At 71.1% G+C, this 13,609-nt stretch carries 11 protein-coding genes and 1 pseudogene; 9 read left to right on the forward strand and 3 right to left on the reverse strand.

The window, feature by feature from the left end:
- The first annotated feature begins 16 nt into the window (after nt 1–16).
- Together ACIQBL_RS42555 and ACIQBL_RS42560 are read left to right on the forward strand one after the other, a co-directional pair.
- Nucleotides 17–727 (forward strand): response regulator transcription factor, encoded by a 711-nt coding sequence (locus tag ACIQBL_RS42555; RefSeq protein ID WP_401952789.1) that lies wholly within the window; start codon nt 17–19, stop codon nt 725–727.
- Nucleotides 721–2,112 (forward strand): sensor histidine kinase, encoded by a 1,392-nt coding sequence (locus tag ACIQBL_RS42560; protein ID WP_401952792.1) that lies wholly within the window; start codon nt 721–723, stop codon nt 2,110–2,112. The genes ACIQBL_RS42555 and ACIQBL_RS42560 overlap by 7 nt, the downstream gene beginning before the upstream one ends.
- 6 nt (nt 2,113–2,118) lie before the next feature.
- On the opposite strand, the gene ACIQBL_RS42565 is transcribed toward ACIQBL_RS42560, so the two are convergent.
- Entirely contained in the window at nt 2,119–2,886 is a 768-nt protein-coding gene (locus ACIQBL_RS42565; RefSeq protein ID WP_401952795.1) for an SDR family NAD(P)-dependent oxidoreductase, read from the reverse strand.
- Nucleotides 2,887–2,997: 111 nt separating this feature from the next.
- Here ACIQBL_RS42565 and ACIQBL_RS42570 point away from each other — a divergent pair, with 111 nt between their 5' ends.
- Nucleotides 2,998–3,582, forward strand: coding sequence for a TetR/AcrR family transcriptional regulator (locus tag ACIQBL_RS42570; protein WP_401952798.1), 585 nt, complete (start codon nt 2,998–3,000; stop codon nt 3,580–3,582).
- A 134-nt stretch (nt 3,583–3,716) separates the two neighbouring features.
- On the opposite strand, the pseudogene ACIQBL_RS42575 reads toward ACIQBL_RS42570, so the two are convergent.
- A pseudogene (locus ACIQBL_RS42575) lies at nt 3,717–4,884 on the reverse strand (carboxylesterase family protein); the annotation flags it as partial.
- 25 nt (nt 4,885–4,909) lie between these two features.
- Here ACIQBL_RS42575 and ACIQBL_RS42580 point away from each other — a divergent pair.
- From ACIQBL_RS42580 to ACIQBL_RS42600, 5 genes are all read left to right on the forward strand, one after another.
- The gene (locus ACIQBL_RS42580; RefSeq protein WP_401952801.1) at nt 4,910–5,248 is read left to right on the forward strand and encodes a LysR substrate-binding domain-containing protein; all 339 of its coding nucleotides are present in this window, start codon (nt 4,910–4,912) and stop codon (nt 5,246–5,248) included.
- A 312-nt stretch (nt 5,249–5,560) separates the two neighbouring features.
- Entirely contained in the window at nt 5,561–6,577 is a 1,017-nt protein-coding gene (locus tag ACIQBL_RS42585; protein ID WP_401952804.1) for a DNA-directed RNA polymerase subunit alpha, read from the forward strand.
- Between the two features lie 579 nt (nt 6,578–7,156).
- On the forward strand, nt 7,157–8,794 hold the full coding sequence (locus tag ACIQBL_RS42590) for a serine/threonine protein kinase (protein ID WP_401952807.1): 1,638 nt from the start codon (nt 7,157–7,159) through the stop codon (nt 8,792–8,794).
- A gap of 70 nt (nt 8,795–8,864) precedes the next feature.
- Nucleotides 8,865–9,920, forward strand: coding sequence for a hypothetical protein (locus ACIQBL_RS42595; protein WP_401952809.1), 1,056 nt, complete (start codon nt 8,865–8,867; stop codon nt 9,918–9,920).
- Nucleotides 9,921–10,031: 111 nt separating this feature from the next.
- Nucleotides 10,032–10,721 carry a DUF2238 domain-containing protein gene (locus tag ACIQBL_RS42600; protein WP_401953192.1) on the forward strand — a complete coding sequence of 230 codons (690 nt, stop codon included), beginning with the start codon at nt 10,032–10,034 and terminating at the stop codon, nt 10,719–10,721.
- On the opposite strand, the gene ACIQBL_RS42605 is transcribed toward ACIQBL_RS42600, so the two are convergent.
- Nucleotides 10,693–11,676 carry an aldo/keto reductase gene (locus ACIQBL_RS42605; protein WP_401952812.1) on the reverse strand — a complete coding sequence of 328 codons (984 nt, stop codon included), beginning with the start codon at nt 11,674–11,676 and terminating at the stop codon, nt 10,693–10,695. The genes ACIQBL_RS42600 and ACIQBL_RS42605 overlap by 29 nt on opposite strands.
- 136 nt (nt 11,677–11,812) lie before the next feature.
- On the opposite strand from ACIQBL_RS42605, the gene ACIQBL_RS42610 reads away from it, so the two are divergent.
- Entirely contained in the window at nt 11,813–13,546 is a 1,734-nt protein-coding gene (locus tag ACIQBL_RS42610) for a cholesterol oxidase substrate-binding domain-containing protein (protein ID WP_401952815.1), read from the forward strand.
- Nucleotides 13,547–13,609 lie beyond the last annotated feature (63 nt).

The raw sequence follows: 13,609 nt of genomic DNA on the forward strand, positions 1-13,609 counted from the left end.
CGGAGAGGCTTCACCGATGGACGACGACAAGGAGCCGCGGGTGCGGGGGCGGCTGCTGGTGGTCGACGACGAACCGGCGATCGTGGACACCGTCACCCGGTTCCTGCGGTTCGTCGGGTACGAGGTCCGCACCGCCGCCACCGGCCGCGAAGCGCTGTCCCTGGCGCGGGAGTTCCTGCCGGACCTGGTCCTGCTCGACATCATGCTGCCGGACAGCGACGGTTTCGAGGTCCTGAACCGGCTGCGCGCCGACGCCCTCCCGGTCGCCGTCGTCTTCCTCACCGCCCGCGACACCCGCAAGGATCTCGTACGGGGACTGACGGCGGGCGGCGACGACTACATCACCAAGCCGTTCGGTCTGGACGAGGTCGCCGCCCGCGTGGGCGCCGTCCTGCGCCGGACCCGCGCGCACCGCCCGAGCGACCCCACGATCGGGGTCGCCGACCTGACCCTGAACACCCTGACCCACGAGGTGCGCCGGGCCGGCACCCTCATCGATCTGTCCCCCACCGAGTTCCGGCTGCTGCGGTACCTGATGCTGCACCAGGGCCGGGTGATCACCCGGGCCCGGCTGCTGGAGCATGTGTGGTCGTACGACTTCAACGGCGACGACACCGTGGTGGCCACCTACATCAGCTATCTGCGCCGCAAGGTCGACAGCGACGGCGAGCGGCTGATCCACACGCATCGCGGTGTCGGCTACAGCCTCCGGGCCACCGGGTGCTGACCCGGCGCTGGTGGCGGAACCGGCCGCTGCGCACCCGCATCAGCATTCTGCTCATCGTGCTGTTCAACGGAGTGCTGACGGTCACGAGCATCGTCACGTTCTCGGTCCTGAGGTCCTCGCTGTACAAGGAACTCGACCACCGGCTCACCACGACGACCGCCGGCATGGCGACCGCGAGTGCCGTCGGCATCGAGATCGCGGGCAAGGACTCAACCGACCACCGGTGGATCAGGTTCGGCGGGGATCTGTACATCGCCTTCCTCGACGGCGACAGGCGCCCTCAGGGCCCGGGCCCGCGCTTTCCGGACCCGGCACCCGCTCCCGACACCCCGGTGACCGTGCCGGCGGACGGCTCGGCGGGCTCCGCGCAGTATCGGCTCGCCACGGCCCGGCTCGCCGACGGCCGCACCGCCGTGGCCGCCGTCGGCACCGCCGCGACCGAGGCCGCGGTCCGCCGGGCCGTCCTGGTGGTCGTCGGCGTGCAGCTGCTCGCCGACGTCGTCCTGGCCGTCCTGGGCGTCCTCGTCGTACGGCGCTCACTGCGCCCGCTGGAACACGCGGCGCGGACCGCCGACCGCATCGCCACCGGCGACTTCGCGCCGCGGCTGGTCGAGGCCCGGGTCGCCCCGACGACCGAGGTGGGCCGGCTCTCCGGCGCCCTCAACCGGATGCTGGACCAGATCCACGCCGCCCTCGCCGCGCGGGACGCCTCGGAGGAACGGCTGCGCCAGTTCGTCGCCGACGCCTCGCACGAGCTGCGCACCCCGCTCCAGTCCATCCGCGGCTACGGCGAGCTGTACCAGCGCGGAGCCCTGCCCGACACCGAGTCCGTCGACGAGGCGATGGACCGCATGCTGGCCGAGGTGCACCGGATGACGCGTCTCGTGGAGTCGCTGCTCATGCTGGCCCGCTTCGACGAGGACGACCCGGACGACCTCGAACCCGTCGATCTCAGCCGCGTGGTCACCGAGTCCTGCCGGGACGCGGCGGCGGTCGAGCCGGACCGCCCCTGGACGGTCACCGTGACCCCGGACGTGACGGTGCGCGGGGACGAGGCCCAACTGCGCGGAGTCGTCGCCAACCTGCTGGTCAACGTCCGCATGCACACACCGTCGGAGGCGGCCTGCGCGGTCGGCCTGTCGGTGGCCGAGGGCCGTGCCGTACTGCGCGTCCGCGACGACGGTCCGGGTATCCCGGCCGACGCCGTCCCCCATGTCTTCGACCGCTTCTACCGTGCCGACAAGAGCAGGAGCCGGGCCCGGGGCGGCAGCGGCCTCGGGCTCTCGATCGTCGCGGCCGTCGCCGACCTGCACGGCGGCACCGTGCGCGTCGAGAGCCCTGTGGACGGCGGGACGCTGATCGAGGTGACCCTGCCCGTGCTGTGAACTGCCCTAGACGCGCATGGTGGTTCCCCCGTCGACGCACAGGATCTGGCCGGTGATCCACTCCGAGAGGTCGGACAGCAGGAACGCGACGGTGGCGCCGATGTCCCGGGGCTCGCCGTGGCGTGGCGCGGGCGTCCCGGTGAGGATCATGTCGCGGAACTCCTCCGGGAGGTTCAGCTTCGTCGCCTCCGTCATCACCAGGCCCGGGGCGACACCGTTGGCGCGGATGCCCTCCTTGCCGTACTTGCGCGCGACATGGCGGGTCAGGGCGCCGATGCCGGCCTTCGTCACCGAGTACGCCACCTTGTCCGGCATACCGGCGTAGACGGCGCCGGACAGGGTGTTCACCACGGACCCGCCGCCGCCCGCGATCATGTGGGGCAGGGCGTGCTTGAGGGTCAGCAGATAGCCCGTCAGGTTCACGTCGATCGTGCGCTGCCAGGCCGCGAGGTCGATGTCGACGACGTTCGTGTCCTTGGCGACCTCGTCGGGGTGGATGTTGGCCGCCACGTTGAAGAGCCCGTCGATCCGCCCGAACTCCTTCACGGCCCAGTCGATCTGGTTCCTGACCTGGTCCTCGTCCGAGATGTCGACGACCATGGCGAGGCCGTCTCCCCCGGCGTCCCGGGCGGCCCGCAATGTGGCCTCGGCCGAGGCCTCCACGACGTCGCTCACCACGATCGTGGCGCCCCCCGCGCCCAGGAACTTCGCCGTCGCGGTGGCGAGCCCGCCCGCACCGGCGAGGACGACGACCTTGTCCTTGAGGCCTTCCATGTGCAATCTCCTTCAGCTTCAGCACGACGATCCACGAAACGTACAGCGGTGTACGGATAATGGCAAGAAACGTACGGCGGCGTACGGATGATGACCAGTAGTCTGCGACGCATGCCAGAAGAGGCTCAGCGCACGAAACGACGCGACGCCGCCCGCAACCGGGAGCGGCTGCTGACGGCCGCCCGCAAGGCGTTCGCCGAGCACGGCCCCGACGTCGCCTTCGAGGAGATCGCCCGCGCGGCAGGCGTCAGCCGGACCACGATCTACCGCAACTTCGCCACCCGCGAGGAACTCGCGGAGACGGCCTACGAGGACAACGTCACGCGTATCGAGCAGCACGCCGCCGGACTGGGCGAACGCCCCGACGCCGTCGTACGCCTCCTCGACTTCGTGCTCGACCTGCAGTGCGACAACCGGAGCCTCGCGCACGTCCTGTCCGGCGCGGACGTCACCTGGCTGACGAACCTGTCCGCCAGGACCGTCGCCGCGTTCGAGCCGCATCTCGAACGTGGCCGCGAGGCCGGACTCGTCCACCGGGACGTCGGCGTCCAGGACCTGATGCTGGCCTTCCCCATGGCCGCCGGGGCGATGGCGGACAACGACGTCGTCCACCGCGAGCAACTGCACGACCGCGTCCGCGCCATGCTGCACCGGGCGCTCTTCACCGACCGGGGCCAACTCGCCGCGCGGGACTGAGTTCCCGGACCCGCGGCCGGGGCCCTGAGCATCCGGGTCCGTGACGGGAGACGGAAGCGGTGAGCCGGAGCGTGTACGGCCGACCGGTCACCACCCGGCCGGCCGTCGAGCGAAGCGGGGCGGAAGCTGCCGGGCTACGCGGTCAGCAGGGGCAGCGCGGTGAAGGCGTGCCGCTCCCAGAGCCGCCGGGCGGCCTCCTCCGGGTACACGGTGACCGTGGGGTCGGTGTCGAGGAGCCGCACGAGTCGGCGCTCGGTGTCGTACGCGGGCCAGCCGGGGTCGCCGTCGGCCGCGAAGGCGGTCCAGGCGGAGCGGAAGCGGGCGGAGAGCGCCTCGGTCTCCGGCGTGGGGTCGGGCCCGATGAGCAGGGCGCCGAGGCCGCCGTACATGCCGAAGGTCAGCGGTACGTCGAGGCCGTGGCAGGCACCCAGGGCGCCGCCGTCGGCGGGTGCGGACCAGGTCAGCTCGTACATACACGTGCGCCCGGCCGCCGCCTGCCACCTGCGCCTCCGCCAGGTGCAGCGAGGGCATGCGGAACAGCCAGTCCGACTGCACCAGTTCGAACAGGTACTCCGCGGAGGCGTCCGGGAACGCGGTGCGGTACGCCTGTTCGGCGTCCGGCGTCGGCCCGAACAGGCCCAGCGTCGTCGAGGCCAGACTCTCGTCCACCTGGCCGAGCAGCCCGCCGAGCAGGAGAAAGAGGCGGTATTCGTCCCGGTGGTGCCCGGTGATCAGCTCCACGTCCCGTGCGGCGCCGTCCGCGAGGGCCTGCCACGGCGCGGTGGGCAGGACGTCGCCGTCGACGACGGGCGAGAAGGGGGTCGGGGTGAGAGCCACCGGACCCCATCGGTGGACGTACTCACGCATCCTGGCGGTCAGCGCGGCTCCGGCCGCGGGCTGCTTGCGCGGGGCCACACCGGACAGGTCGGCGACCGTCGGGCGCAGCCCCAGCTCGCCGGCCAGCGTCTCGGCGATGTCCCCGGCCAGCGCGCCGGAGAAGAAGGTGCCCGGCACGCTCTGCGTGATGGCCCTCCGGAACAGACCCCGTGCTCGCGGCATGGCCATCAGCGCGGCGACGGACCCGGCGCCGGCGGATTCACCGAAGACCGTGACCTGGTCGGGGTCGCCGCCGAAGGCGGTGACGTTCTCGCGCACCCACTCCAGTGCGGCGGCCTGGTCGAGCAGACCGCGGTTGGCGGGGGCGCCCTCGATCCGGGCGAACCCCTCGACGCCGACTCGGTAGTTGAGCGTGACCACGACCAGCTCGCCGTCCCGGGCGAGCCGGCTGCCGTCGTAGACCGGGTCGTCGGCCGCCCTCTCCGGCGCCGTGGACCTGAACGACTACCCGGAGCTCCCCCTCATGGCCTACGGCAAGATGCGCGAGGTGCATTCGATCGAGGCCCGCCTCGGACGGCCCGCCTACGGGAGAAGAGTGGTATTCCGCAGCAACCAGACCGCGACCCTGCTGAGCCTGGCCCGCCTCGGTCACGCCGCCGCGGTCCTCCCCCGGCTCGCCGTACCGTCCCCGCACCCCGGCCTCCACACACTCGCGCTCGCCCGGGTCAACCCCCGCATCGTCGGCGTGGCCTGGCCCGGCAACCGCGCGTTGAGCGACCCCGCCGCCGGGTTCGTACGAGCGCTGGAGCAGGTCACCGACGCCTACTGACCGACCGTTTACTCCTGTCGCGCGGCGAGGTGCTACGGTTCCCCGTCGCCTCGATCGGAGAGCGGCGGGGTCGGTGACCTGGTGAACCTTCGCCGCGGCAGAAAAGGCTTGCCCCGCTCCGGCTTCTCCTGTGTCATCCCAAGACGTGCCCTGTCCCGCGGCTGTGCGCCCGCTGGACAGGGAGATCGCCCCTGGCCACATCCGAACATGACCGCGCACAGCCGCTACCCCGGCGATCCCGTGCCGCCCCGTACCCTTCGTGGTGTCCACGGCGTCACATAGCGGGCGCCAAACCACTGGAGGCAACACCACGTGCTGATCGCTCAGCGTCCGTCCCTGACCGAAGAAGTCGTCGACGAGTTCCGCTCCCGGTTCGTGATCGAGCCGCTGGAGCCGGGCTTCGGCTACACCCTCGGCAACTCTCTTCGTCGTACGCTCCTCTCCTCGATCCCCGGTGCGGCTGTCACCAGCATCCGGATCGACGGTGTCCTGCACGAGTTCACCACCGTGCCGGGCGTCAAGGAGGACGTCACCGACCTCATCCTCAACATCAAGCAACTCGTCGTCAGCAGCGAGCAGGACGAGCCTGTCGTGATGTACCTGCGCAAGCAGGGCCCGGGTCTGGTCACCGCCGCTGACATCGCGCCCCCGGCCGGTGTCGAGGTCCACAACCCCGACCTCGTCCTCGCCACGCTCAACGGCAAGGGCAAGCTGGAGATGGAGCTGACCGTCGAACGCGGTCGCGGCTACGTCTCCGCCGTGCAGAACAAGCAGGTGGGCCAGGAGATCGGCCGTATCCCGGTCGACTCCATCTACAGCCCCGTGCTCAAGGTCACGTACAAGGTCGAGGCCACCCGTGTCGAGCAGCGGACCGACTTCGACAAGCTGATCGTCGACGTCGAGACCAAGCAGGCCATGCGTCCCCGTGACGCCATGGCGTCGGCCGGCAAGACCCTGGTGGAGCTGTTCGGTCTCGCCCGCGAGCTGAACTTCGACGCCGAGGGCATCGACATGGGCCCGTCCCCGGTGGACGCCGCCCTTGCCGCCGATCTCGCCCTGCCGATCGAGGAGCTGGAACTCACGGTCCGCTCCTACAACTGCCTCAAGCGCGAGGGCGTCCACTCGGTGGGTGAACTCCTGGCGCGTTCCGAGGCCGACCTGATGGACATCCGCAACTTCGGTGCGAAGTCCATCGACGAGGTCAAGGAGAAGCTGGCCGGTATGGGCCTCGGTCTCAAGGACAGCCCGCCCGGACTGAACCTGACCGCCACCGACGCCTTCGGCGCCGACGACGTGGACGCGGGTTTCGTGGAGACCGAGCAGTACTGACCGCCGCGCCGCGCCGGCCTTGACGACACCCCACGGACGGGGACAGGGGAACGTCCACCCTGTTCCCTGCCCGGAGGGAGACCTCGGCCGGCCCGGGCGCTCACTCGGGGGAGGCGTCACCGCTGACGGTCAGGCCGGCGCGCCGCCCCACCCCCGGTGGTCAACCGCGCCCTCGGGCGCGGCAGTTGCGACCCCACGTCCGGGAAGCCGTGCACGGCGGACAGCCCCTGGACTGTCCGCCGTGAGCGCTCCGGCCCGAGCCCGAACGGACGCGCGCACTCCTGTCGAGAACCTGGCCGGCGCACCAACGGCAAACAAATTGCACGTTACCGCCGGTTACTGCCAGGTAGGGACAACGATATTCCGCCGCCGAAGCCGCCGAACCTCCGGCGCGAATTCACCGCGCCCCTCGACACGCGCGACGACCTGGGACCTCCCTCCCGACCGTATTTCCTCGCACACCCGCTCGCCGCGATTGAATAAAAGGCAAGAACCAGCGGGGAATGGGGATTCCTTTGAACCAGCCCATCACACTCGCCGTACTTCTGGGAAAGGTGAGAGCCAGGGGTTCAGCGAGGGATGGCCATGGTCGAGACGCACGTCTCCGTACACGAGTTGGTCGCCGGCAGATACCGGCTCATGGAGGTCGCGCACCGGGAGACGAACCGTGTCGCCTGGTACGGCGAGGACATGGCCGCCGAACGTCCCTGCCTCCTCACGCAGGTGACGCTTCCCGCCGCCCTGGACGAGGAGAACGCCCGCCGGACCACCGCCGGGATCCGGCGCACCTCCGAGATCATGGTGCTGCTCAGTCCCACCCGGGTCGCCCCGGTCGTCGACGCGGTCGAGGAGGGCGGCACGCTGTGGACGGTCACCGACTGGATCGACGGCACGCCGCTCGGTGAACTCCTCGCCCAGCAGGGCACGTTCCACTATGTACGGGCGGCCCGCATCGGACTCGAACTGCTCGACATCCTGGAGGCGGCGCACAACGAGGGCATCACCCACGGCGAACTCAGTCCCGGCCAGGTCTTCGTGCGGGACCGGGGCACCGTCGTCCTCACCGGCTTCGGACTCGCGGGCGCCACCCTCGCCCCGCGGATCACCGCGCCGTCGTACGCCTCCCCCGAACAGGCCCGTGACGAGCGGATCGGGCCGGCCGCCGACCTGTGGGCGCTGGGCGCGATCCTCTACACGCTGGTCGAGGGACACCCGCCGTTCCGCGACCGGGGCCGTCCCGAGGCGACCCTGAAGGGGGTGGACCGGCTCCCGATGCGCGCCCCGTCGCGCGCCGGGCCGCTCGCGCAGGTCGTGCTGGGGCTGCTGCGCAAGGACTCACGGGAGCGGCTGACCCGCCCGGTGGTCCGCGAGTCCCTCACCCGCATCCTCAACGACGACCCGTACGCCGACCAGCTGGTGGAACCGGTGCCCCGGCTGCGGCGGGCCTACGACGCCTTCCGCGGGGCGGGGACCACCTGGAGCGGCCGTGGCATGGCCGCCGGGACCGCGCTCGCCGTGGGCACCGTCACGGTCGCCGTCCTCGCCGCCACCCATCAACTGCCCGGCACCGACACCTCGGCGGCGACCGCCCCCTCGCCCCTCCCGTCGGCCTCCGCCCCGGCCACCACTCCCGGCGAGAACGTCGACGGACACGCCTACAGCCCCTCCGCCACGCCGTCGCCCACGGCCTCCGCCGCCGCCTCCTCTTCGCCCTCCGTCACCGCGTCGCCCTCCTCCACCGCTTCGGTGCTGCCGGCCGGCTTCCGCGTGTTCAAGGCGCCGCAGGGCTTCTCCGTCGCGCTTCCCAAGGGCTGGAGGGCGCTGGAGACCCAGCGGGATTCCGATGTCGCCTACCGCGTGACCTTCGGCGCCTCCGGCGACCCGCGCACGCTGGCCGTGACGTTCAGCACTCAGGCGGGCCCGGATCCGGTCGCCGTGTGGCGCGACGACGTGCTGCCGGGGCTGAAGAAGACCGAGGGCTTCCAGCAGATCGGGGACATCAAGGCCACGACGTACCAGGGCGACAAGGCCGCCGACCTGGAGTGGTTCTCCGGCACCGGCGGCGACCGGCTGCGCACCTTCGGGCGCGGTTTCCTGATCGGCGGCGGGCGCAGTTTCTCGCTACGGTGGACGACGCCCGCCGACGAGTGGGACGACGCGGCCAACCGCCAGGCACTGACGACCTTCCTGAAGACCTTCCGGCGGGGGGCGAACTGACGACGCGAGGGGTGGGCGCCCAAAGCGGCGCCAATGGGTGGATATAGGCTGCACGTCTGCACCGTGCTCCATGACAAGCCCAGGAGAGTCCGCCTTGACCGTAGTGATCGACCAGGCCGAGACGTCCTTCACCGCCCTCGACGACGCCGGCCTCGTCGCCCGGGACGCACACGAGTTCGGAGCCTACGCCCGCACCGGCGGCTGGGCGTTCGGCCTGAAGGTGGCGCGCAGCGTACGGCCCGGCGGGCAGAGCGCGGACGAGACGCCCAAGGTGTCCGCGAAGGAGTTCGCCGAACTCGCCGACTGCTCCCCCGAGCGCGTGATGCGCTACTACAAGGCCTGGGACCGGGCCGCGGACGACGGACTCGTCCCGCAGTTCGAGGAACTGGCCCCCGGCCAGGAGGTCGAACTCCCGGACGCCGACGTGTGGTTGAACTACTACGTCTCCCGCTCCAGCGCCACCTCGGAGCGCGGCACCGCCATCTCCGAGGCCGCCGAGGCCGAGGGCATCCGCCCCACCAAGGCGCTGGAGGTGGCGGAGAACCCGACCGCGCTGCGCGCCGCGATCCTCGCCGACCCGTCCACCGCGCGGGCGGCCCGGCAGGCGCTGCTCGACCGGGTGCGCGAAGACCCCGAACTCCAGGCCGAGTTGGCCCGCGACGTCGTCCGCACCGACGACCTGAAGAAGGCCGTCGCGACGGAGAGCCGCTCGGCGGACCGGATCGGCTACGTCCGGCAGATCGCCGAGTCCGGCCAGATCAAGACCCCCGCCGGACAGACCGTCGACGCACCCCTCGACGTACGCCAGGAGGCCGAGCGGCATCTGTCGCTGCTCGACGAGCTGGAGGAGGGCGAGGACACCGGCGAGTGGGCCACCGAGGCCTACGACACCATGAAGAACCTGGTCGTCGAGACGGTGGAGGCCGACCCCGAACTGCGCGTCCAGGAACGGCGGACGAAGTTCTACAGCAGTCTCCAGAAGGCCACGAAGGCGTTCGAGGAGCTGACCTTCGACGACGCCCAGGACTTCTACGAGGACGACATGGTCCAGCGTCTGGAGGAACTCCAGCAGGCCATCGACAGCTGCCTCACCGCGCTGCGCAAGACCACCACGCCCGCTGAGTAGCCGTACTCATGTAGCGACTTCGGCCTTCGGACACGATGGGGCTCCCCACGACAAGGGAGCTGCATCGTGTCCGTTCTCGCTTCCGCACCGCGGCGCCGTCTGCCCGCCGCCATGGTCGCGCTGGTGGTCGTCGGCATGGCCGTCTCGGCCTGGCATCCGCACGATCGCACGACCTGGTTCCTGGAGACCGTGTGGGTCCTCGTGGGACTGCCGGTGATCGTCCTGGCCTGGCGCCGCTTCCCCCTCACCGGCCTGCTGTGCTGCCTGCTCGCCGCGCACGCGCTGGTCCTCGCCGTGGGCGGCCACTACACGTACGCGCAGGTGCCGGTCGGCGACTGGGTCCGCGACACGTTCGGACTCAGCCGCAATCCCTACGACCGTCTCGGGCACCTGATGCAGGGCTTCGTACCGGCGGTCCTGGTACGCGAGTTGCTCACCCGCACCTCACCGCTGCGCGGCAGCCGCTGGCTGGCGCCGCTCACCGTGTGCGCGTGTCTCGCCTTCAGCGCCCTGTTCGAGCTCTTCGAGTGGGCGGCGGCCGTTATCGGCGGGCACAGCGCGGACGCTTTTCTGGCCACCCAGGGGGACGTGTGGGACACGCAGTGGGACATGTTCTGCGCGCTGATCGGAGCCACGGTGTCGGTGCTGGTGCTCAGCCGTGTGCACGACCGGCAGATGGCGCGGCTGGGCGTCATCGAGCGCCCGGCCGAGCGTGCGGAGGGCCGGGGTTCCAGAAGCGGCGGGCCGGCCGCTCCTGGAGCCGTGGTCCGCGCTACCAGCGGCCTTCGACCTGGTCCTTGATCCGGTGGTCGTAGAGGTCACGGATCGCGGTGAGGGTGCCCTCGGACAGGGCGGGCAGCTGGGCGGCTGCCGCGTTGGCGCGAGCCTGCTCGGGTGAGCGGGCGCCGGGGATCACCGTGGTGACACCGGGCTGGTCGATGATCCAGCGCAGGGCCAGCTGGGCCGGGGTGTACCCCTCGGGGGCCAGCGCGGAGAACTCGGCGGCGGCCTCGACGCCCGTGGCGTAGTCGACGCCGGAGAAGGTCTCGCCCTGGTCGAAGGCCTCGCCGTGCCGGTTGTAGGTGCGGTGGTCGTTCTCCGGGAAGACCGTGTCCTCGGTGTACTTGCCGGACAGCAGACCGGAGGCGAGGGGCACGCGCGCGATGATGCCGACGCCCGCCTCCTGGGCGGCCGGGAGCACCTGGAGCAGGGGTTTCATGCGGAACGCGTTGAGGATGATCTGCACGCTGGTCACGTTCGGCCGGGCGATCGCGGTGAGGGCTTCCTCGCAGGTCTCGACGCTGACGCCGTACCGGGCGATGCGCTCCTCGGCGACCAGGGTGTCGAGGGCGTCGAAGACCTCGTCCGAGGAGTAGACCGGCGTCGGCGGGCAGTGCAGCTGCACCAGGTCGATGCGGTCGACGCCGAGGTTGCGGCGGGAACGGTCGTTCCACGCGCGGAAGTTGTCGAGGACGTAGTTCTCGGGGATCTGGTCGACGCGTCGGCCCATCTTGGTCGCGACCAGGACGTGCAGATCGGGCCGACCGCTCAGGAAGGTGGCGATGGTCTGCTCGCTGCGCCCGTCGCCGTACACGTCGGCCGTGTCGAAGAAGGTCACCCCCGACTCCGCCGCCGCCTCCAGCACCGCGAGGGCTTCCTTGTCGTCGACGTCTCCCCAGTCGGCGCCCAGCTGCCAGGTGCCGAGACCGACGACGGACAGCTGCTGATTCGACCTGCCGATTACACGTTCGTCCATGCCCTCAGTCTGTCATCCGCCACTGACATGCGCGGAACGGCCTCCTCCGGTCCGCGACCTGTGAATCTTTCACTCACACGAGTGAACAGATTCGACAGAATGCCTACTCGTGTCACCTCGCACCTAGCGTGTGCGCGTGACCGATCATGTGGCGAACAACCTCCGGCCGGACCACGGCAGTTCCGCTCCCTGGACCCGTCGCGGCTTCCTCCTCTCGGCGGCGGCCCTGGCCGCCGTACCCGTACTCCTGACGGCCGATCCGGCCGTCGCCGCGGCCGAGCTGCCCGACTTCCCGGCCGATGTCGACCTGTACCGCTCGGCGTACCGGAACTGGGTCGGCGAGATCACCGCCGACGGGCTGTGGGCGTGCGCGCCGACCGACGCCGGCCAGGTGGTGTCCGTCGTCAACTGGGCCTGGCAGCACGGCCGGCGGGTCCGCGCCCGGGGCTCCTCGCACGGCTGGTCGCCCCTGACGATCGAGTCGGGTACGGCGTCCGACGCGCCGGTGCTGCTGGTCGACACCGCCCCGCACCTCACCGGCCTGACCCTGGACTCGGCCTCGGCCGTGCGGGCCGGCACCGGGGTCACCCTGGAGGCGCTGCTCACGTTCCTGGAGGGTCACGGCCTCGGTCTCACCGCCTCGCCCGCGCCCGGCGACCTCACACTCGGCGGCGCCCTGGCCATCGACGCGCACGGCACCGCCGTACCCGCGCACGGCGAGGAGCGGACGGCCGGGCACACCTTCGGGTCGCTCAGCAATCTGGTGCTGTCGCTGACGGCGGTGGTGTGGGACGCGGACTCCGGCGCGTACGCCCTGCGGACCTACACCCGCGACGAGGCGGACTGCGCGGCGCTGCTCACGCATCTCGGGCGTTCACTGATCACCGAGGTCGTGCTGCGCGTCGGGGCGAACGCGAACCTGCGTTGCGTCAGCCGTACGGACATCCCGGCCACGGAGTTGTTCGCGGCGCCCGGGACCGGCGGGCGGACCTTCGCGGGATTCCTGGACGAGTCGGGGCGGGCGGAGGCGATCTGGTTCGCGTTCACCGAGTTCCCCTGGCTGAAGGTGTGGAGCGTCGCACCGACCAAGCCGTTGACCTCGCGGCGCGTCTCGTCGCCGTACAACTATCCGTTCTCCGACAACGTGCCGACGCCGGTGGCGGATCTCGTCGGGCGGATCCTGGCCGACGGCGCCTGGTATCTGGCGCCGGTGCTCGGCAACGCCCAACTCGATGTGGCCGCGCTGGGGTTGGTGACGACCCTGTCGGCGGACATCTGGGGGCCGTCGAAGAACACGCTGCTCTACATCAGGCCGACGACACTGCGGGAGACCGCGAACGGCTACGCGGTGCTCACCTCGCGGGCCCAAGTGCAGCGCGTGGTGCACGAGTTCACGGAGTTCTACCGGGAGCGGCTCGCCGCGTACGCCGCGCTCGGCCGGTTCCCCGTCAACGGCACCGTCGAGATCCGGGTGACCGGCCTCGACCACGCCGCCGACACCGAACTGGACGGCGCCCGCGCCCCGTTGCTGTCCGCGCTGCGGCCGAGCACCGAGCACCCCGAGTGGGACACGGCCGTCTGGCTGGACGTCCTGACGCTGCCCGGAACGCCGTACGCGGAGGAGTTCCTGCGGGAGTTGGAGCAGTTCCTGTACCGCTCCTACGACGGCACCGATGCCCTGACCCGGGTCGAGTGGTCGAAGGGCTGGGCCTACACCGAGCAGGCCGCGTGGAGCGACGAGGAGGTGCTGGGCACGGCGATCCCGGGCTCGTTCGGGGAGTCGGTGTGGGGGCAGGCGGCGGGGATGTTCGACCGGCTCGATCCGCACGGGGTGTTCGGGAACGCCTTCCTGGACCGGTTGTTCGGCTAGGGCTGGCTAGGCTGTCTCCGGAGGGCACGATCCCGCGCTGAGTGTCATAGGCGCGCCGCACTC

This window comes from Streptomyces sp. NPDC088350, assembly GCF_044753545.1.
In the GTDB taxonomy this organism is placed as follows: domain Bacteria; phylum Actinomycetota; class Actinomycetes; order Streptomycetales; family Streptomycetaceae; genus Streptomyces.

Excerpts from the sequence above, each read along its gene's own strand:
- ACIQBL_RS42595 (WP_401952809.1), top strand. The coding sequence starts at position 8,865 with ATGACAAGCCCAGGAGAGTCCGCCTTGACCGTAGTGATCGACCAGGCC.
- ACIQBL_RS42565 (WP_401952795.1), bottom strand. The coding sequence starts at position 2,886 with ATGGAAGGCCTCAAGGACAAGGTCGTCGTCCTCGCCGGTGCGGGCGGG.
- ACIQBL_RS42590 (WP_401952807.1), top strand. The coding sequence starts at position 7,157 with ATGGCCATGGTCGAGACGCACGTCTCCGTACACGAGTTGGTCGCCGGC.
- ACIQBL_RS42570 (WP_401952798.1), top strand. The coding sequence starts at position 2,998 with ATGCCAGAAGAGGCTCAGCGCACGAAACGACGCGACGCCGCCCGCAAC.
- ACIQBL_RS42600 (WP_401953192.1), top strand. The coding sequence starts at position 10,032 with ATGGTCGCGCTGGTGGTCGTCGGCATGGCCGTCTCGGCCTGGCATCCG.
- ACIQBL_RS42605 (WP_401952812.1), bottom strand. The coding sequence starts at position 11,676 with ATGGACGAACGTGTAATCGGCAGGTCGAATCAGCAGCTGTCCGTCGTC.
- ACIQBL_RS42555 (WP_401952789.1), top strand. The coding sequence starts at position 17 with ATGGACGACGACAAGGAGCCGCGGGTGCGGGGGCGGCTGCTGGTGGTC.